Source organism: Parasphingopyxis sp. (genome assembly GCF_052168295.1).
Taxonomy (GTDB): Bacteria; Pseudomonadota; Alphaproteobacteria; order Sphingomonadales; family Sphingomonadaceae; genus Parasphingopyxis.
Window position 1 is genome coordinate 39516 of the sequence record NZ_JBQLZN010000048.1, and the last position, 19756, is coordinate 59271.

General features: G+C 61.4%; 19 protein-coding genes. 12 read left to right on the forward strand and 7 right to left on the reverse strand.

Features of this window, described 5'->3' with window-relative positions:
* Window positions 1-13: 13 nt before the first annotated feature.
* Window positions 14-2035, forward strand: coding sequence for an RNA polymerase sigma factor RpoD (gene rpoD / locus ACTS1Z_RS08385; protein WP_442624000.1), 2022 nt, complete (start codon window positions 14-16; stop codon window positions 2033-2035).
* Between the two features lie 14 nt (window positions 2036-2049).
* Here rpoD and ACTS1Z_RS08390 read toward each other — a convergent pair whose 3' ends face one another.
* Window positions 2050-3201, reverse strand: coding sequence for a glycosyltransferase (locus tag ACTS1Z_RS08390; protein ID WP_442624001.1), 1152 nt, complete (start codon window positions 3199-3201; stop codon window positions 2050-2052).
* On the reverse strand, window positions 3198-5024 hold the full coding sequence (locus tag ACTS1Z_RS08395) for a glycosyltransferase family 4 protein (RefSeq protein ID WP_442624002.1): 1827 nt from the start codon (window positions 5022-5024) through the stop codon (window positions 3198-3200). The genes ACTS1Z_RS08390 and ACTS1Z_RS08395 overlap by 4 nt, the downstream gene beginning before the upstream one ends.
* A gap of 275 nt (window positions 5025-5299) precedes the next feature.
* Between ACTS1Z_RS08395 and ACTS1Z_RS08400 the strand changes: the two genes are divergently transcribed.
* The 5 genes from ACTS1Z_RS08400 to ACTS1Z_RS08420 all read left to right on the forward strand — a co-directional run bounded on the left by ACTS1Z_RS08400 (window position 5300) and on the right by ACTS1Z_RS08420 (window position 8698).
* Window positions 5300-5971: a DUF6975 family protein gene (locus ACTS1Z_RS08400; protein WP_442624003.1), complete on the forward strand. Its 672-nt coding sequence runs from the start codon at window positions 5300-5302 to the stop codon at window positions 5969-5971.
* 140 nt (window positions 5972-6111) lie between these two features.
* Entirely contained in the window at window positions 6112-6957 is an 846-nt protein-coding gene (locus ACTS1Z_RS08405; protein ID WP_442624004.1) for an AAA family ATPase, read from the forward strand.
* A 118-nt stretch (window positions 6958-7075) separates the two neighbouring features.
* Window positions 7076-7441, forward strand: a complete 366-nt coding sequence (locus tag ACTS1Z_RS08410) for a hypothetical protein (protein WP_442624005.1) — start codon at window positions 7076-7078, stop codon at window positions 7439-7441.
* Between the two features lie 59 nt (window positions 7442-7500).
* Window positions 7501-7635, forward strand: coding sequence for a helix-turn-helix transcriptional regulator (locus ACTS1Z_RS08415; protein ID WP_442624028.1), 135 nt, complete (start codon window positions 7501-7503; stop codon window positions 7633-7635).
* Between the two features lie 31 nt (window positions 7636-7666).
* Entirely contained in the window at window positions 7667-8698 is a 1032-nt protein-coding gene (locus tag ACTS1Z_RS08420; protein WP_442624029.1) for an alpha/beta hydrolase family protein, read from the forward strand.
* A 6-nt stretch (window positions 8699-8704) separates the two neighbouring features.
* Here ACTS1Z_RS08420 and ACTS1Z_RS08425 read toward each other — a convergent pair whose 3' ends face one another.
* On the reverse strand, window positions 8705-9421 hold the full coding sequence (locus ACTS1Z_RS08425; RefSeq protein ID WP_442624006.1) for an SDR family NAD(P)-dependent oxidoreductase: 717 nt from the start codon (window positions 9419-9421) through the stop codon (window positions 8705-8707).
* A 176-nt stretch (window positions 9422-9597) separates the two neighbouring features.
* On the opposite strand from ACTS1Z_RS08425, the gene ACTS1Z_RS08430 reads away from it, so the two are divergent.
* Genes ACTS1Z_RS08430 through ACTS1Z_RS08445 form a run of 4 tightly spaced genes read left to right on the forward strand, consistent with a single transcriptional unit; the run spans window position 9598 to window position 12768 of the window.
* Window positions 9598-10782, forward strand: coding sequence for a vWA domain-containing protein (locus ACTS1Z_RS08430; protein ID WP_442624007.1), 1185 nt, complete (start codon window positions 9598-9600; stop codon window positions 10780-10782).
* Between the two features lie 17 nt (window positions 10783-10799).
* Window positions 10800-11195 (forward strand): hypothetical protein, encoded by a 396-nt coding sequence (locus tag ACTS1Z_RS08435; RefSeq protein ID WP_442624008.1) that lies wholly within the window; start codon window positions 10800-10802, stop codon window positions 11193-11195.
* 1 nt (window position 11196) lies between these two features.
* Window positions 11197-11916 carry a VIT1/CCC1 transporter family protein gene (locus ACTS1Z_RS08440; RefSeq protein WP_442624009.1) on the forward strand — a complete coding sequence of 240 codons (720 nt, stop codon included), beginning with the start codon at window positions 11197-11199 and terminating at the stop codon, window positions 11914-11916.
* The gene (locus tag ACTS1Z_RS08445) at window positions 11917-12768 is read left to right on the forward strand and encodes a class I SAM-dependent methyltransferase (protein WP_442624010.1); all 852 of its coding nucleotides are present in this window, start codon (window positions 11917-11919) and stop codon (window positions 12766-12768) included.
* On the opposite strand, the gene ACTS1Z_RS08450 is transcribed toward ACTS1Z_RS08445, so the two are convergent.
* Together ACTS1Z_RS08450 and ACTS1Z_RS08455 are read right to left on the reverse strand one after the other, a co-directional pair.
* Window positions 12762-13967, reverse strand: coding sequence for an exo-beta-N-acetylmuramidase NamZ family protein (locus ACTS1Z_RS08450; RefSeq protein WP_442624011.1), 1206 nt, complete (start codon window positions 13965-13967; stop codon window positions 12762-12764). The genes ACTS1Z_RS08445 and ACTS1Z_RS08450 overlap by 7 nt on opposite strands.
* The gene (locus ACTS1Z_RS08455; protein WP_442624012.1) at window positions 13964-14512 is read right to left on the reverse strand and encodes a DOMON-like domain-containing protein; all 549 of its coding nucleotides are present in this window, start codon (window positions 14510-14512) and stop codon (window positions 13964-13966) included. The genes ACTS1Z_RS08450 and ACTS1Z_RS08455 overlap by 4 nt, the downstream gene beginning before the upstream one ends.
* Window positions 14513-14544: 32 nt before the next feature.
* On the opposite strand from ACTS1Z_RS08455, the gene tyrS reads away from it, so the two are divergent.
* On the forward strand, window positions 14545-15774 hold the full coding sequence (gene tyrS / locus ACTS1Z_RS08460; protein WP_442624013.1) for a tyrosine--tRNA ligase: 1230 nt from the start codon (window positions 14545-14547) through the stop codon (window positions 15772-15774).
* Here tyrS and ACTS1Z_RS08465 read toward each other — a convergent pair.
* On the reverse strand, window positions 15771-17129 hold the full coding sequence (locus ACTS1Z_RS08465) for an MATE family efflux transporter (RefSeq protein ID WP_442624014.1): 1359 nt from the start codon (window positions 17127-17129) through the stop codon (window positions 15771-15773). The two genes, tyrS and ACTS1Z_RS08465, sit on opposite strands and share 4 nt — an antisense overlap.
* A gap of 176 nt (window positions 17130-17305) precedes the next feature.
* Here ACTS1Z_RS08465 and ACTS1Z_RS08470 point away from each other — a divergent pair, with 176 nt between their 5' ends.
* Complete coding sequence (locus tag ACTS1Z_RS08470) at window positions 17306-17650, forward strand: PilZ domain-containing protein (protein WP_442624015.1); 345 nt, start codon at window positions 17306-17308, stop codon at window positions 17648-17650.
* Here the strand turns inward: ACTS1Z_RS08470 and recG are convergent.
* Complete coding sequence (gene recG, locus ACTS1Z_RS08475; protein ID WP_442624016.1) at window positions 17647-19707, reverse strand: ATP-dependent DNA helicase RecG; 2061 nt, start codon at window positions 19705-19707, stop codon at window positions 17647-17649. The genes ACTS1Z_RS08470 and recG overlap by 4 nt on opposite strands.
* Between the last annotated feature and the right edge of the window lie 49 nt (window positions 19708-19756).

A 19756-nucleotide genomic window follows, 5' to 3' on the forward strand; every position in this document is an offset into this window, starting at 1 on the left:
CACAAGGTTTTACATGGCTAAAGCAAAAACGGCGGCAAAAGACGATACCGACGCACCGGTGATCGATCTCAACCAGGCTTCGATCAAGAAGCTCATCACCAAGGCAAAGAAGCGCGGCTACCTCACCTATGACGAGCTGAACGAGGCGCTGCCGCAGGATCAGATGGATTCCGACCAGATCGAGGACGCGATGTCCGCGCTCTCGGAGATGGGCATCAACCTCGTTGAGAATGAAGATGCCGGCGAGGAAGAGGCCGCGGAAGCCAAGTCCGCGCCGAAGGCCGTCGACGGCTCCGACAAGAAAGTCGTCGAGACGCCGGCCAAGAAGACGACCGGCGACCGGACGGACGACCCGGTGCGCATGTATCTGCGCGAAATGGGCGCCGTCGAACTGCTGAGCCGCGAGGGCGAGATCGCCATCGCCAAGCGTATCGAAGCCGGCCGCGACATGATGATCATGGGGCTGTGCGAAAGCCCGATCACCTTCAACGCGATCATCGAATGGTCGGACGCGCTGAACAACGAAGAAATGCAGCTGCGCGAGATTCTCGATCTCGAGGCGATGCTCACCAAGGGCCCGTCGCTCGAAGACGTCGAGAATGACGACGATAGCGGCGAAATCTCCGAAAAAACCGCCGGCGTTTCCATCAAGGAAGACGACGACGATTATGACGAAGACGAAGATGACGGCGACGACGAGGATGGCGACGACGATACCGATGCCGCCACCGCGAAGCGCCGGCGCGAGGAAGAGGAAGACGACGACAATCAGCTCTCGCTCGCGCAGATGGAAGAGGCGCTGAAGCCGGACGCGCTCGAACGCTTTGCCAAGATCACCAAGCTGTACCGGACATTCTCGAAGATTCAGGAGCGGCGTCTCGAGGCGCTGGGTTCATCCAAGGATTTCCCGAAAGCGCAAGAGACGCGCTACCAGAATCTGCGCGAAGAGCTGACCGCCGAAGTCGAAAGCGTCCAGTTCCACGCGACCAAGATCGAATATCTCGTCGATCAGCTCTACAGCTATAATCGCCGGCTGACCGCGCTTGGCGGTCAGATGCTGCGGCTGGCCGAGCGCCACAAGGTGCCGCGCAAATCCTTCCTCGAACATTATATGGGGCGCGAGCTCGAAGATGGCTGGCTCAAAAAGGTCGCTAAGATCGACGCGAAGTGGAAGAAATTCGCGGACAAGGAAGGCGAGGCCGTCGATCGCATCCGCACCGAGATCGCCGAAATCAGCCAGGCGACCGGAACGTCGCTCTCCGAGTTCCGCCGGATCGTCAACATGGTCCAGAAGGCCGAGCGCGAAGCGCGGATCGCCAAGAAGGAAATGGTAGAGGCGAACCTGCGCCTCGTGATCTCGATCGCCAAGAAATACACGAACCGTGGCCTGCAATTCCTCGACCTTATCCAGGAGGGCAATATCGGCCTGATGAAGGCGGTCGATAAGTTCGAATATCGCCGCGGATACAAGTTTTCGACCTATGCGACGTGGTGGATCCGCCAGGCGATCACGCGGAGCATTGCCGATCAGGCGCGCACGATCCGCATCCCTGTCCATATGATTGAGACGATCAACAAGCTTGTGCGCACGAGCCGCCAGTTCCTCCACGAGCAGGGCCGCGAGGCGACACCCGAGGAGATGGCCGAACGCCTCTCCATGCCGCTCGAAAAGGTGCGTAAGGTGATGAAGATCGCCAAGGAGCCGATTTCGCTGGAGACCCCGATCGGCGACGAGGAGGATTCGCATCTCGGCGATTTCATCGAGGACAAGAATGCGATCATCCCGGTCGACGCAGCGATCCAGTCGAACCTCAAGGAGACGGTGACGCGTGTGCTCGCCTCACTCACGCCGCGCGAGGAACGCGTGCTCCGGATGCGCTTCGGCATCGGCATGAACACCGATCACACGCTCGAAGAAGTCGGCCAGCAGTTCAGCGTGACCCGCGAACGCATCCGCCAAATCGAAGCGAAGGCGCTCCGCAAGCTCAAGCATCCGAGCCGCAGCCGCAAGATGCGGAGCTTCTTGGACCAGTAGGGCGTCGCCGCGAGCTAGTCGAACAGCATACCAAGATTATCGAAGAAGACGCGGGATATCCGATGCGAGTCATGCTCGCGCCGGAATGCCACGAAGTCCGTCGTGATCGCCCGATGGTCGAAATCGAGAAGCGCGTTCTCAAGGGCGTTCGGATCGCTGTTGTCGTATACCGTGATTCCGTAATGACGGAGACGCTGAAAAGCCGGTTCGTTCGGCGCGATTACCGGGCAGTCGAAGGACAGCGCCAGCATCGCCGCCCCTGAGTTCAGCTGCTCGCCCGAGTAAGGCAGTACAGTCGCGTCTGCCGCGCGAAAATAAATCTGGATATCGTCATCCGGCACCTTGCTCGGAAAATAGCGGATTGCCGGATCACGCGCGGCAACGGCCGATATATCGGCGACATAGTCTTTGTCCGACGGAAAGCCCGCAATCACCAACCGCAGGTCGTCGCATGCCCGTTCGCGCGCCGCGCGGAAAGCGGCGATAAGCCGGCTGATACCCTTGTACCGCTGGATCGATCCGAAAAAGAGCAATATTCGCGCGCCGGGATCGAAACCGATCCATTCGCGGGCTTCGGCGCGCTCAACATGATCGGCATAGGCGCCGACATAATGGGGATGAACAACTTTGAAATGGCGACCGATCTTCACGTCATAGGTGTCTTGAAGCTCGCTCGCATGATCACCGTCTAACAGGTGCACGGCATCGAACTCCGTCAGTATGCGCTTGCGCAGCTCGATTTCGACATCATGATAGGCCGAACGGTGCGGTTTGAGATTGTGCGCGCTCCATACGAATTTTGCGCCGGTCCGCGCCCGGAAACGGTCGAAGAGCGCGAAAGCCGTATCGATATTGTTCTGCAGTTCCTCCGCGCTTTGCACGCTGTTACGCAACGGACCGAACCAATGCGCATTGAATACCACATCGCCCGGCCAGAAGACCTCGTCGAGCTCAGCCAGTTTGGAAATGCGCTCGACAGCAAAACCACTGTCCGGCGCGCAACGATAGAGTAGCGACTGGAACTTGTTCATCCGTGCAGCCGGCCAGCAAACCACCAGTCGCGGATTGCCGTGATGTGCCGGGTCCGCCGCGATTTCACTGTATTTGCGCGCGAGCGATTCTTCGCGCGTAGACGGCAGATTGAACAAGGCGGGCACAGCACTCATCTGCGTTTTTCACGTCCTGCATGTCGCGCGCGAGCGGAGGCGTAGACTGCATCGTAAAGCTTGATATTGCGCTCCCAGCGCCTCTTATCCTCAACCCATTGCCGAGCGTTCGCGACCCGCTGCGCGCAACCGTCCGGATCGGCCATGGCCCCACGAATGACGTCGGCGAGGTCGTCCGCATTTCCGGTTTTGAAGTATAGTCCACGTTCTTCGTCGCCAAGCAGTTCGCGCGCAACCGGACGGTCGGACATTATGATCGGACGGCGCATGGCCATCGCCTCGATTGGTTTCATCGGTGTCACATGGTCCGCCGCATAATCGGGGAAGCGGGGAACGACAAAAAGATCGATCGCGGCATAAGCGGCAGCGATGCGCTCATGATCGATTTGACCGGTAAACGTCACGGCGCCGGCGATATCGAGTTGCTGCACCAGTTTCTCAATGTCTTCCCGATACCCGCCATCGCCGACTATCAGCAGATGCAAGTCAGATCGATCCGCTACGAGCCGCGCCATGGCCTCGCACAAAACCGGATGACCCTCCCGCCGCGAAATATTCGAAACATAGCCGATGACGGTTTTTGTGCCGAGTTGATAGTCCCGGCGGAATTGCTCGACCGCGTTCGGGTCGACCTCTTCCAGGAACCGCTGATCCACGGAATTCGGCACGATGAATATCCGCTCGCGCTCAATCCCACGTTGTACAAGCTGTTCGACCATGGCGTCGGAAATCGTGACGACGGCGTCGGCAGCCGCCATGCAGCGATTTTCCTGCGCCATGCGCCGCTGCGTCATCTCGGTGTCCTCGATTCCGTCGAAATGGGCGGTCCAGGTATGCTCATGGAAGGATCTGACTTCGTATATGAAGGGCAAATCATGACTGCGCGCGAGGGCAAGCCCCTTCAGCGCATTCTCATAGCCGCGAAAACCCGATGCGGCGTGGATCAGCGAAACTCTCTCGCGCGCGCAGATGCCATCGAGCAGATGCGCCTCGAATGTAACCATCACGTCATGCGGAATGCGCTTCCGCTCGAGTGTAGAAAGATGGCAGAAATGAATGGGAACGCCGTCTCGAACGACGCGGAACCGACCATCCCGGCCATCGTTAGCCGCCGCGATTTCATCCGGAAGGCGCGCCGGCGATACCGCGACGACGGGCCGCAACCCCATCTCTCGCTGGTGCTGCACGATCGACCGGTTTCGGACCGCCCCGCCTGTCGATTCGAGCGGATAGATCGTCTTGAACAGGTGCAGGATGCACTTCGGGTCGGTGTCGCCAAGTGGCCTGTCCGGCAGCAGAGGCAGCCAGTCGGTATCGAGTTCGGCAAGCTGGCCGCGTTTCAGGCGCAACGCAATGCCGGTATGGACGCTGTTTTCCCGCAATTGCAGCGCCTCGGCGAGCCGAACCTGAACGTCGACTTCGCCGAACCGCGTAAAATCACGCAAGAGGCTGCGCAGTTTCTTCGCCTCGAGACCAGACAGCGCATCAACCGACATATCGCGGGCGACGTCATGCGTAATCATTTCCGAGACGGGCGCCGGTTCAGGTTCCGGCCGCTGGCTTCCGTCCTGTTCCGCGAGGCTCATACTGGTTTTGCTTTTGCGGAAATCCCGCCATTGCCGCACCAGCGATACTGGCAACAGGACAAACCGCAGTGGATTTCGCAGCGCCTTTTGCAGTTCCTTGCCGAAACGATAGGCCAACTGGTTCATAACGCCTTGACGGGCGGCCTCGATTTCACCGGCCGTCGCCTTCACCCGGCCCTTCTCGTGTCGGCGAATTTCACGGCGCGCCTCTGCAAGCTCGCTTTCGAGCCGGTCCACCCGCTCGAGCAATGCGCGCGAAATGCCATCGGATCCGCCATCCCGTGGCGGCGGAACTTCGGAATCTTCGAGGGCCATCGCTTTTGCAGCGCTCGGCGATGCCTGTAACTTTGTCAAGCAATAGGTCCGGCCCGAAACACTGCGAGAATGCGGCCTTAACCTCCGTCAACTCCAGCCTAACGCGATATAAACCCGGTCTTTACGCACGCCGATTATGAAAGGGCCCGCTCGGGATGAATGACGGCGGCAATGCCCGCATTTGATGGAGATCGATTATGAAAATTGGCGCGGTCGCACCGGCTGATCAATCCAGCGCTGGGCAATCCCTGCCGTCCATGATCGACACGGATGGCTCGGCCGCGCACGACTATGTGACGAGCGCTGAATTGAACGATGGACCGGAGGCCGCACGGAACCTCGCCGATGCCGTTCATTATCTCGGGATCCTGCATGGGCAGCATCCCGGCGTCGTCGAACTCGCATCGATGAAGACCGCCCTACCCGACGCCCGCGCCTGGCTCGATCAAGCCGAGCAGGGTTTCACACGCGAACGTCTCTATCTCTCGCAGCTTGCGGTGGCCGCCGGACCGCTGCCGAGCACGCCCGGCCACGACAAGAGCGAGGCCGCGGCGCTGAGCCAGCGCCACGCGATCGAGACGCTGGCGCGGTCCGAACGCGCCGGTTGCGCACTCGGCGCGGCAATGGCGCTCGTATTGGACTGGCAGGCGATCCGCGAGATTCTGGCAACCGCCGCGGCAAAACTGGAGGTCGAAACGCCGCTTTCCGCCCTGCCCGAACAGTCCGAAACGCTGGCGCTCGCAGAGCGGGTTGCAACCGACGCGACCATCAACCGCGCGATGACGTTCGGCGCACAGCAGATGCTCGCCCAGCATCGCGGGCTGTGGAACCTGCTCGAAGCGCGCGAAGCGGCGCGCGACATCTGGTAACGGCCGCATCGGCCCGCCGCACAATCGAAAACGGGCGCAAACGGTTGCAACCGGCCACCCTTCCGCCTATCCCTAGCTGATTGACGTTAACGGAAAGGCCCGCTTTCGGGCCTCTTTCATTGCAATTGGAAGGATCGCGCGTGCGTTTTGACGGAACCAAGGACTATGTCGCCACCGACGATTTGAAGGTGGCCGTGAACGCGGCCGTCACCCTGCGTCGCCCATTGCTTGTCAAAGGCGAACCCGGCACGGGCAAGACGGTCCTCGCGCATGAAATCGCCAAAGCGATCGACGCGCCGCTGATCGAATGGAACATCAAATCTACGACCAAGGCGCAGCAGGGCCTGTACGAATATGATGCCGTTGCGCGCCTGCGCGACGGCCAGCTCGGCGACGAGCGCGTCCACGACATTTCCAATTACATCAAAAAGGGCAAGCTCTGGGAGGCCTTCACGTCGCCCGAACTGCCCGTGCTCCTGATCGACGAAATCGACAAGGCCGATATCGAGTTTCCGAACGACCTGCTCCAGGAACTCGATCGGATGCAATTCTACGTCTACGAGACGAAAGAGGAGATCGTCGCCAAGGAACGGCCGATCGTCGTCATCACCTCGAACAACGAGAAGGAACTGCCCGACGCCTTCCTGCGCCGCTGCTTCTTCCATTACATCAAGTTTCCCGATCGCGAGACGATGCAGGAGATCATCGACGTCCATTTCCCGGACATCCAGAAGATGCTCGTCAGCAAGGCGATGGATATCTTCTACGAAGTCCGCGATGTGCCGGGCCTCAAGAAGAAACCGAGCACGAGCGAGCTGCTCGACTGGCTGAAGCTGCTCCTCCATGAGGATATGCCGCTCGAAGTCCTGACGTCACGCGACCCGAAAAAACTGATCCCGCCCCTCCACGGCGCATTGCTGAAGAATGAGCAGGACGTGATGCTGTTCGAACGGCTGGCGTTTATGAGCCGGCGCGAGGGGAATTAGGTTTTTCGGCCGTGATAAAGCCAGCATAATTGTCCGGTAATTATTACATATTGCTACTATACTTGACATATTGACGTGAAAACACGACATCACGCCCTGAACTTCAGGGAGTGATTCGATGTTCAACGTCAGTGGAGGGACTGCGCTGCTTTTCCTGATCGGCTACGGGCTGCATGCTCTTGCCCTACTCATGCTGGACGGGACAGTGTCGCTGCCCGTCCAAGAATTCGTAGCCGTCGGCCTCGCACTGCTGGGCTTGCTTATGGCCGTTGCGGCAATCTGGCTCGATCTGAACCGGCTAGATGAAGTGCAACGCCGCTTTGCCCTCAACGCCTGCGGCATCAGTTTCGCCATCACGGCGACCATATCCTACGTCAGTGATCTGCCGGCAGCCCAACCGATTATCGGCGACGCTTCGCTCTGGGCGGTCGCCATTGCGGTCTGGCTAATCAGTTTCGGAGTATTCCAATGGCGCGCCCGCTAGACAACCGCATCCGCGTCCTGCGCGCGGAGAAAAAGCTCTCCCAGGCTGCGTTGGCCGAAATGTGTGGCGTTTCGCGTCAGGCGATCAACACGATCGAGAATGGCCGACATGACCCCAGTATCAGCCTCGCCTTTCGCATCGCCGATGCGCTTGAGCGGGAAATCCAGGAAGTCTTCATCCATGACAATGCTTAGAATAGCTTTCGCTGCAGCGCTGTCGCTCTCGATGTGCAGCCAGGTTGCGGCAAGCGCGATATCGGCCGAAACATCCAGCAGCGCTATCGTCCAAAATGTCGAGATACATGCGGAAGGTGCAACGCTTGCCGCAACGCTCACTATTCCTGGCGGCCAAGGCCCTTTTCCAGCCGCGATTTTACTGTCTGTCGCCGGACCCAATGATCGCGATCAAAGCGTCGGACCGCATAGAGGGTATCGCAATCTCGCCCAGTATCTGGCGCAGCACGGGATCGCCTCTATCCGCATGGACGACCGCGGCGCCGGGGAATCGGGCGGCGATTATTTTGCAGCATCTTGGGAAACTCTTGCTGGCGATGCAGCCGCTGCACATGACCTGCTCTGCGGATATCCTGAAATAGAATGTAACCGGATCGGCTATATCGGTATGAGCCAGGGCGGCGCTGTCGGAGCGATGGCGAGCCGACTGCGGCCTGACAGCGCCTTTGTGGTTCTTCTGTCCGCCCCGGGACTGGACGGCATTGCCGCTCTCCATAGCCAACTTGAAGCCACTATCCGCCTGCAAAATATCGATGAAACAACCGCTAATGGCTTCCGAGCATTGTTCGACCAATATGTCGGGATCGTCTCGCACGATGCAGCCGACCGGCGAGAACGCCTGCTGGCTTTTCTCGAAGGACCGGGCCGCGCGCTGATCCCGCCCTACGGATTCGTGCCGCGCGAAAACGACGCCTTGGCGGATATGCTGCTTGGCGCGTGGTACCAGTCCAATCTCTCGTTCGACCCGGCGGAGGTCTATGGCCAGCTCGACGTCCCCGTCCTCGCTATCGGCGGCACGCGCGATCCGGTTGCGCCGCCGACCAGTCATCTCGCTCGGATCCAGGGAATCCTGGATGCTGCCCCGGCCTCGGACGTAACCATAGAAACGCTCGAAAACGGCAATCACCTGCTACAGGTCTCCGAAACGGGTCTTCCCGGCGAATATGCGACGCTTGAGCATGCAATTGCGCCCGAAATATTGCAGCTGATATCGCGCTGGATCGTCGAACGGACGGAAGACTGACGCGCGCTAGTGCAGTACCAGCCCGCCGTCAGCGATTAGCGACTGGCCGGTTATGTAGCTCGCACCGTCCGACGCTAGGAACAGGACGATCGGCGCCATTTCGTCGGGCGTGCCCATCCGGCGCATCGGGATGGTGCGGATGAGTTTCGCCTTGAACTCCGCGTTTTCGTCCAGCCCTGACGTCATCCGCGTCTCGATGAAGCCGGGCGCGACCATATTGGCGCGTACGCCGCGTTTCGCGCCGTGATCGGCCTGGGCACGCGTGATGCCGAGTACCGCCGCCTTGCTCGTCGTGTAGGCCGGGGCGTTGGGGATGCTGAGGAAGGACGCGCAGGAGCCGATATTCACGATATTCCCGCCGCTCTTCTCGAGCAGCGGAAACAGGCGGGTCGTGATATCGTGGATGGACATCAGATTGACCTCGAGCACGCGGCGGAAGGTATCCATCTCGAACTCCGTCGCTCCGCCGCCCATCCCGGCATTGTTCACAAGCACATCGAGTTGCTCGATCCCGTCGCATAGCGCGGCGCGCTGGGCATCGTCGCTGACATCGCACTGGATATAGTGGAAGGCGGAAAGATCGTCTTCATAATCGGATGCCGACGCGCGCGTACCGGTGATCGTGACCGTGGCGCCTGCGTCGGAAAATGCTTTGGCCGTCTCATAGCCGATGCCCTGGCTCCCGCCCGTCACCAGCACATGTTTTCCGCCAAAATCGTTCATCTCGCTCTCCTGTTCGTGCGCCGCCGCTTTCCTACACGGTTTCGATCTGTCATAGTTGCCGTTAACGGAAAGTCGATGGCAGTGTCCGGAAAAGACGTTGCCCCGATACCCCGGTCCTGTGTCAACCAGTGTCAACCTGATTGGCGCTGACCAGACGACGTACGATAGGATTGCCCATGTTTTTCTCCTTTGTCGACGAACTGCGTACCGCCGGCATCCCGGCCAGCTTGAAAGAGCATCTCACGCTGCTCGACGCTCTCGACAAGGATGTGATCGAGCGGCGGCCCGAGGATTTCTATTTCTTGGCCCGCGCGACCTTCGTGAAGGACGAGGGTCTGCTCGACCGGTTCGACCAGGTGTTCGCGAAAGTCTTCAAGGGCATTGAGACGACCTATGGCGAGGATGCGGTCGAACTGCCCGAAGACTGGCTCAAAGCCGTTGCCGAAAAATATCTCTCCGAAGAGGAAATGGCCGAGATCGAAAAGCTCGGTTCCTGGGAAGAGATTATGGAGACGCTCAAAGAGCGGCTCGAGGAACAGCAGAAACGCCATGAAGGCGGCAACAAGTGGATCGGCACGGGCGGCACCTCGCCCTACGGGAATAGCGGCTACAATCCCGAGGGCGTTCGGATCGGCGGCAAGGCCAAACATGGCAAGGCGGTAAAAGTCTGGGAAAAGCGCGAGTTCCAGAATCTCGATTCGACGAAAGAGCTCGGCACCCGCAACATCAAGGTCGCGCTGCGGCGCCTGCGCAAATTTGCACGCGACGGGGCGCAGGACGAGCTCGATATTAAGAGCACGATCGACGGCACGGCGCGCAAGGGCTGGCTCGACATCCATATGCGCGCCGAACGCAGGAACGCGATCAAGGTGCTGCTCTTCCTCGATGTCGGCGGCTCGATGGATCCGCATATCAAGCTTTGCGAAGAGCTGTTCAGCGCGGCGACCAGCGAGTTCAAGAATCTCGAATTCTTCTACTTCCACAATTGCCCGTACGAAGGGCTGTGGAAGGATAACCGGCGGCGGTTTTCCGAGCGCACGCCCACCTGGGACGTGCTTCACAAATACGGCCATGACTACAAGCTCGTCTTCGTCGGTGACGCCTCTATGAGCCCCTATGAGATCACCCATCCCGGCGGTTCGGTCGAGCATTTCAACGAGGAAGCCGGCGCGGTCTGGATGCACCGGCTGACCAACACCTATCCGGCCGCCGCCTGGCTCAACCCGGTACCCGAAGCGCAATGGGGCTATTCACAGAGCACCAAGGTAATCCGCGAACTGATGAACGACCGAATGTATCCGCTGACGCTCGACGGCCTCGACGATGCGATGCGGGAACTGACGCGGAAGCACGGGAATTAGTGGCGGGACCGCGCGCCATGGGGCTGATTGTCTCGGCCGGCGCGGCGATCGGCGGATTGGTGGCGGGCAATCTGGTTTTCCCGCCCGAGCCGGGCCAGACCGCAGCAGATGCCTTGCCCTTCACGCTCATCGGCGCGTTTCTGATACTCTGGCCAATCCACGCGCTGCTCATGCGGAAAATGACGAGCGTTCCGACAAGATATGCGGCGCTGATTCTGTGCGGCATTGTCGCGGGTGGATTGTTGCTGGGGCTGACACTGGCGATCGCCGGCGTCTCCCATCCCAAGGCGCTCGATCTCGCGCTGATCGGCGCCAGCTATGGCGGACTGACCGCGATCTTCTGGGCAGCGCTCCATTGGGCACTTTCACGCTTCACCGACAAGACCGCGCAACGATCGCGGGGCAGCGCCTGACATGGCGCGCCGAACGCCACCGCTGCAAAACCGGCCGCATGTCGAGCCGCATCTTGTGCACCGCGTCGGCTGGCTCCGCGCCGCCGTGCTGGGTGCCAATGACGGGATCGTCTCGACCGCCAGCCTGATCGTCGGCATTGCCGCCGCGGCAACGAGCCGGGAAGGCATAATTGTCGGCGGGGTCGCGGCCCTGGTCGCAGGTGCGATGTCGATGGCGGCAGGCGAATATGTATCCGTCAGCTCGCAAGCCGACACTGAAAAAGCGGATCTCAAGCGCGAGCGGCGAGAGCTTGAGGAGCAGCCCTCTGCTGAACTCCACGAACTCGCCAACATCTACAGGAAGCGCGGCCTCGATCCCGAAACCGCGCACGCCGTCGCGCGCCAGTTGACCGAGCATGACGCGCTCGCTGCTCATGCCCGTGACGAACTCGGTATCTCGGACATGGCGCGCGCGCGGCCCGTGCAGGCGGCGCTGGCGTCTGCAGCCGCGTTCGCAACGGGCGCGGCGCTGCCACTGGCGGTGGCGTTGATCGCACCGCTCGAATCGCTGATCGGCTGGGTCGCGGTGGCCACTCTGCTCGCCCTGGCGCTGCTTGGCGTTACCAGCGCGCGGGCCGGGGGTGCGAAGATCGGTATCGCGACGGCGCGCATCGTCTTTTGGGGCGCGCTGGCCATGGCGGTGACGGCAGGCATCGGCGCGCTCGTCGGGACGGCGGTCTGATTGAAAGGAAAAACCATCGTCGACGAATCAAGCGCAGCGAAGGAAAAGGCCAGCAAGACCTATGACGCGGCGGCGGATCACTTCGAAGCGGCCCCGCTCGCCTTCTGGTCACGGATCGGCGAGACGACGGTCGCTAAAATAGATCTCGCGTCGGGCGCGGAGGTTCTCGATGTCGGATGCGGCAATGGCGCATCCGCCCTGCCGGCCGCTACCGCTGTCGGGCCTTCAGGCCGCGTAATCGGGATCGACCTGTCCACCCGGCTGCTCGATCAGGGGCGCCGGCGAGCGGCGACTGCGGGGCTTGCCAATATCGAGTTCCGGGCCGCCGATATGACCGCGCTCGACTATCCCGACGCGCGTTTCGACGCGGTAATCAGCGTCTTTTCGATCTTCTTCGTACCCGACATGGAGGGGCTCGTCGGCGAACTATGGCGGATGGTCCGCCCCGGCGGCCGGCTCGCCGTGACCACCTGGGGTCCCGATATCTTCGAACCGGCCTACTCCCATTGGCTCGACACGCTGAAACGCGAAGCGCCGCATCTCCACAGCGCTTTCAACCCGTGGGACAGGATCACCGATGTCGAATCGGTCCGTCAGCTGATGCGCGACGGCGGCACCACCGAACCGGACGTTGTGGCCGAGGAAAGCGTGCAGGAACTCGAACGTCCCGAAGACTGGTGGGCGATAGCCATGGGGTCGGGCCTGCGCTGGGCGATCGACCAGATGGGGCCTGAGAAGGCGGACATCGTCCGCAGGGACAATCTCGACTGGATTGCGCGGCAGGGCGTCGATGCGCTTGCGACGAACGCGATCTACGCCGTCGCGCGTAAGCCTTCGAACGGCGATCAATAGCGCCGAAACGCGCCGGAAACCGCCCCCCACGCGTCTTCGTCGGCCCGGCTCAACGCATCGAGATCGCCCGGCTCCGCTTCGCCGTCGTCCACCCATTCCCGCAGCAGCGGACTGCCACTGATCACGTCGATCGCCAATACGTCCTCGGTATATTCATAGGCGAAATCCTTGCCACGCCAGAGTTCGTAATCCGGATAGAGCCGCCGGATCGCCTTGAATGCCAGTGCCTGGAGCCGCCATGGCTTGAAAGCGTCGTGATCGTACCCAGCCCCTTCCGCATGGATATGAACGCCATGGCAGAGTTCGCCGACATGCTTGTGGAAGGTTGGCTGGAACCAGATTTCGCGCAAGCTGCAGCCCGCCAGCCAGTCCGGCGCGAGCTGTTCCATCTCGGCGAGCACATCGCGGGCGTTGATGTCCGGCGCGCCGAAAATCTCCAACGGGCGCGTCGTCCCCCTCCCCTCGCTCAGCGTCGTGCCCTCCAGCATCACGGTGCCGGCATAGGCGCGGGCCATGTTGAGGTTCGCGGCGTTCGGGCTCGGGTTGATCCAGATACGCTTGTTGAGCGGCCAGCCAAAACCAGGCGCGCTGCCCGGCGTCCAGCCCTCCATCTCGATCACGCGATAGTCGACGTCGATCCCGAAATGATCGATGAACCAGCGCCCCATCTCGCCCATCGTCAGCCCGTGCCGCATCGGCATCGGCCCCGCCCCGACGAAACTCTCCCAGCCGTCCCGCAGCGTAAGCCCCTCGACCGGACGGCCGGCGGGATTGGGACGGTCGAGCACGCAGACTGGCTTGCCATGCTCTGCCGCCGCTTCGAGCATGTAGCGCAGCGTCGTGATGAAGGTGTAGATGCGGCAGCCCAGATCCTGCAGGTCGATCAGCACCGTATCGAACGTACCCATCGACTGCCCGGTCGGACGCCGAACCTCGCCGTACAGGCTGAACACGGGGATGCCGTAGACCGGATCGGTATCGTCCTCGGTCTCCACCATATTGTCCTGCTTGTCGCCCTTGATCCCATGCTGGGGCCCGAACGCGGCGGTGACGTCGAGACCGGCGGCGATCAGCGCATCGAGACTGTGCGTGAGGTCCGCCGTGACGGACGCCGGGTGCGCGAGCAGCGCCACCCGCTGCCCTTCCAGCGGCTTGCGGAGCTCTGCGTCTTCAAGAAGGCGATCGATACCGAATTTCATGTGTCGTCTGGTGGCGGCAGTTCGAGCGTAAAGCAATCGGGATGATGGAAATCCGGTTTGCCCGGCGGATGGGCGAGCGCCCAGTAGGATTTGGTGCCGTCGGTTTCTTCGATGATCGCTGAAAGACCAATTCGCCAATTAGACTCGATAGGCAAGCCAATCGCAGCAAGAGCACTCGATCTTAGTGATCGGTCAGTCCAACTCGTTTCAATCTGGCTTACTATCGAACCTTTGCTAGGTGTCGGGTTGCGATAGCCGGCCAAGAAGTATGATGCCCATTTGTTCGAAGGCGTGAAATTCAGTTCACAATACGAATACCCCTGTGGAACAATCGCGAAGACCTCAAAACAAGTCGAATGCCAAAGCTCGTCTGCCTCCTCCAATGGCCCGTCGTTTCCCAGTTCAATCAAGTCAACTTTGCCTTCGAGATTGAATGACACTTCGATTAAGCTTGCTTCTGTCCGTTCAATTTTAGCTGACAAAGATCGAACAGGATTAACCGGATTATCCGGATGCGGGATCAGCTCTGCGACAATGCTACCCAACCTGCCATCCCCATGCTAACGGCCCGCTCATCATGACCGAATACCGATCCGATCTGCTGCGCCTACTCGAAGAACGCGGCCATATCCACCAGCTGACCGACGCTGAGGGGTTGGACGCGCTCGCGGCCAAACAAGTCGTGACCGGTTATGTCGGCTTCGACCCGACGGCGCCTTCGCTCCATGTCGGCAATCTCGCTTCGATAATGCTGCTCCGCCGCGTGCAGCAGGCCGGACACCGGCCGATCGTGATCATGGGCGGCGGTACGGCGAAAATCGGCGATCCGTCGGGCAAAGACGATGTCCGCCAGCTGCTGACGGACGAGAAGCTCGCCACGAACATCGCCTCGATCCATGATTCCTTCGCCAAGATCCTGCGCTTCGACGATAGCGAAACGGGCGCACTGTTGATCGACAATGACGAGTGGCTGTCCGGGCTGGGCTATATCGAGTTTCTGCGTGAAGTCGGCCAGCATTTCACGATCAACCGGATGCTGACATTCGACAGCGTCAGGCTGCGTCTCGACCGTGAACAGCCGCTGACCTTTCTCGAATTCAACTATATGATCCTGCAGGCCTATGATTTCCTGAAACTCGCGCGCGATCATGGTTGCCAGCTCCAACTCGGCGGCAGCGACCAGTGGGGCAATATCGTCAACGGTATCGAACTGGCCCGGCGGATCGACGGCACGGAGTTGTTCGGCGTCACCGCGCCGCTGATCACGACAGCAGACGGTAAGAAGATGGGCAAGTCCGTATCCGGCGCCGTCTGGCTCAATGAGGAGCAACTGCCCAGCTTCGATTTCTGGCAGTACTGGCGTAACACGGACGATCGCGATGTCGGCCGCTTCCTGCGCTTGTTCACCGATGTACCGCTCGACGAGATCGCTCGGCTCGAAGCGTTGGAAGGCGCGGAAATCAATGCCGCGAAGACGCTGCTTGCCAATGAGGTGACCGCCATGGTGCGCGGCAAAGACGCAGCCGAGGCGGCCGAAGCAACTGCTGAGACAACCTTTGGCGCAGGTGGTGTCGGCGAGGATCTGCCCAAATTAGCGGTTCCTTCGGGCGAAATCGCCTTGCTCGACGCGATGGTAGAGCTCGGGCTCGTTGCGTCGAAGGGTGAGGCCAAGCGCATGGTCAAAGGCGGGGGCGCGCGGGTCGATGGCGAGCAGGTCGGCGATCTGGGTGCTACGGTCAGCGTCGGCGACGCGCCCGTGCGCATATCCGCTGGCAAGAAGAAGCACGGCGTGTTGACGCGCGGCTAGGCGGCTTCGCGCTCCCGTTCGATCATGCGATCGAGCCAACGGAACGTTGCGAAATAAACGGCGAGACCGGCAAGTACGTTCGTGATCGCGATCGCTGCATACACACCGGTCGTCGCGAACAGCAGCGTCGCTATGCCCGCGAGCGGTACATAGAGCAGCGCGGTACGGATGAGATACAGGCCAAGGCCCAGTATCGGCCGGCCGAGGGCGTTGAACGCTCCGGCCGCGACGATCGTGACGCCATAGCCCGCCAAGGTCACCGGTACGATCCAGAGATACAGGCGCGCCTCCTCCGTGACGGTCGCGGAATCGCTGAACTGCGCCGATAGCGGATCGGCTGCGAATGCAAATACCGCCGCGGTGATGACGCCCCAGCCAACGCAGATCATCATGGCGAAGCGAATGGCCTCGCGCACCCGGTCGAACTTGCCCGCGCCCCAATTCTGGCCCGCGAGCGGGCCGATCGATCCCGACAATGCCAGCATCGGGATCGACGCGAAGGATTCAAGCCGCGTCGCGACACCGAAGCCCGCGACCGTTTCCGCGCCATAGACCGCGAGCATCGCCGTTACGATAGATATGCCGATCGGATTGACGGCATTGCCGAGCGCCGCGGGCAGCCCGATCCGCAAAATCTCACGCCAGCTGTCCAGCATGTCAGCGAGCTTCGGCAGCACGAAGTCCAGTATCTGATCGCGAAAGACCAGCACGGGTATGGCGACCAAAGGCATGACTATGCGGCCGGCGACAAGCGCCCAGGCGGCGCCTTCCATGCCCATGGCCGGTATCCCGAAACCGCCGAAAATGAAAAGCGGGTCGAGCAGCATATTGACCACGGCCGAGCCGATCATCAGCCCGCTCGGAACCAGCGCATCGCCATTGGCCCGCAAGATGTTGTTCGCAACCTGCGCAAGCACCAGCACAGGGAAGCTGAGATACCAGATCGTCATATAGGTTTCGATCAGGTCGAGAATGCGGCCTTCCGCGCCGACCAGCGAGAATAGAGGCCGGATGGTCAGATAGCCGACCGCCGCAACCGCGATGCTCAGCAGAAGTGCCAGCACCAGACTGTCCGTCGCGAGGCGTTTCGTGCGGCGGCGGTCCTTGCGGCCGATCGACCGCGATAGCACCGATCCCGTGCCCGCGGACAGGCCGATGGCCAGGCTGGTGATCGCGAAAGATACGGGAAAGGCGAAGCTGATTGCCGCCAGCGGCTCGGTGCCGAGCTGGCCGAGAAAATAGGCGTCGACGATGCCTACCGCGATAAGCGCGATGATGCCGAATACGAGCGGACCGGCCAGACGTATCAATTGATACCGGACACTGCCCTGGGTGAGATCGCGCTTATCCGGCATCGCGTGCGCTGTGCGTGGCCGGGATGGGACTGGCAAGGCCTGTTCGTCGAAATATGCCGGCGGCATGTCAGATCCGGAGCAATGGTAAACGCGCTGTTAGCCAGTTCGATTCGGCACGATTTAACAAGTCTGTGTCATTACAATCGCGTAAAACCAATGGATTGGGAGCTTTGGACATGAGTGCGCAACCTCTTGCCCAGCATATTTTCGATATCGAAAAACGGCGGGCTGCGCGCGATGCCGTGTCGATCCGTGCGGCGCTGCACGAGCCCGGCGAAGACAGCCACGAGATCCTCGTCGGCAACCTGTCGCCTTTCGGCTTCATGGCGATTTCGCCGCAGAGCTATCGCGAAGGCACGCTCGTCCGGCTCGATCTGCCTCTGATCGGCGAGGTGAACGCCCGCATCGTCTGGTCGCTCAGCGATCGGATCGGTGCCGAGTTCATTCGCCCATTCGACGCGCGCGGTTATCGTACGCTGCTCGATTCGACGCCCCACAAGGCGCAGAACGACGAAAGCTAGCCAGAACGCAGCAGCGGCACGGCGGCATCCCGCTTGAACAGATAAAGCGCAATCCGCGCCGCCTGCCCGCGCGGACTGTCGAGGCCGCCCTCCCCTTCGATCAACAGTCTGGCGTCGTCATTGGCGATCGGAGCAAGCTCCGCGACCAGTTCGGGCGGTGCCACGCGAAAACCGATCTCGCCCGACTGGCGCGTGCCGAGCAGTTCCCCTGCCCCACGCAGCCTAAGATCCTCCTCCGCGATACGGAAACCGTCATTGGTCTCGCGCAGCAGCTTGAGCCGCGCGCGCGCGGTTTCGCTAAGCATATCGCCGCGCAGAAGCAGGCAGATGGACTGGGCATCGCCCCGTCCGACCCGGCCGCGCAACTGGTGCAGCTGGGCAAGGCCGAACCGATCCGCACCTTCCACGATCATCAGCGTTGCGTTGGGCACATCGACCCCGACCTCGATCACCGTCGTTGCCACGAGCACGGCGAGCTCGGCACGCTGAAAACGCTCCATCACCGCGTCCTTTTCCGGCCCTTTCATCCGGCCATGGACAAGCCCCACGCGATCTTCGCCGAACCGCGCCTGCAATAACCGCGCGCGCTCTTCGGCGGCCGCCTGGTCGGACAGCTCGCTCTCTTCGACCAGTGGACATACCCAATAAGCCTGCCCGCCCTTGCCGATATGGCGGCCCAGCCCGTCGACGACTTCGTCAAGCCGTTGCGCGGACATCACCCGGGTTTCGATCGGTTGGCGTCCCGGCGGCATCTCGTCGAGCCGCGAGACGTCCATCTCGCCATAATGGGTCAGCGTCAGCGTGCGCGGGATCGGCGTTGCCGTCATCACCAGCAAATGCGGCGGGCGCTCGGCCTTTTGCGCGAGCATCATCCGCTGCGCGACGCCGAAGCGATGCTGTTCGTCGACCACGGCCAGCCCGAGCTTCTTGTATCCCACCGCTTCCTGGAAGATCGCATGCGTGCCGATAAGAATGTCGATCGATCCGTCGGCGAGACCCATCAGCGTGGATTCCCGGGTCTTGCCCTTGTCGCGCCCGGTCAGCACGGCAACGTTCACAGGCAGGCCTGCGAGCATCTTGGTAATCGTTTCGAAATGCTGGCGGGCGAGAATTTCCGTCGGCGCCAGCAAGGCGCCTTGCGTGCCTGACTCCACGGCCATCAGCAGCGCATTGACCGCGACCAGCGTTTTCCCGGCACCGACATCGCCCTGCAGCAGGCGCAGCATCGGCTGTTCCTGGCGTACATCCGCCTCGATCTCTGCAGTGCTCCGCTGCTGGGCACCGGTCGGTTCATAGGGCAAGCGCAGCTGATCGCGCAGCCGGCCATCCGGGCGGAGCGCTTCTCCGCACCGGCTGCGCGCCGATTGCCGGACCAGCGCGAGCGCAAGCTGATTGGCGAAGATCTCATCATAAGCGAGCCGGCGGCGTGCCGTCTCATCGGCGGGTTCGGAATGGACGATCGCGAGGGCAGCACGCCAGTCCGGCCAGCCTTCGCGTTCCTTGAGCCGCGGCTCGATCCATTCGGGCAGCTCGGGCGCGCGTTCGAGCGCCTGTTCCGCCAGTTGGCCGATGCGCTTATTGGTGAGGCCCTCGGACAGCGCGTAAACCGGCTCGCGCGTCGGGATATCGCCAATCTCGTCGGGCTTCACGACCATATCGGGGTGCACGATCTGCAACTCCTGCCCGTACAGTTCCATACGTCCCGAGATCGCGCGCGCCTCGCCCAATGGCAGCAGTTTCTTCGCCCAGCCCGGATTGTTGAAATAGACGAGGCTGATCACATTGCCCGCCCCGTCCGCTGCCTGGATGCGCAACGGGCTGCGCGGGCCGCCGGCCTTGTAGTCGAGCGGCGTTACGATCGCCGTTACGATCCGCCCGGCATCGGCCATATCGAGCGTTTCGACATGTTTGCGGTCGATCCATCCGGTCGGGAGGTGGAAAAGCAGATCGCCGACCTGTTCGAGCTTCAGCCGCCCCAACGGCTTGGCCAGCCCCTTGCCAACGCCCTTCAGCGTTTCGATTTCGGCAAAGAGCGGATTGAGAATTTCGGGGCGCATGACTAGGTAGTTCCTATACCGAAGCCGATAGGCCGCGCCAGCGCCTGTC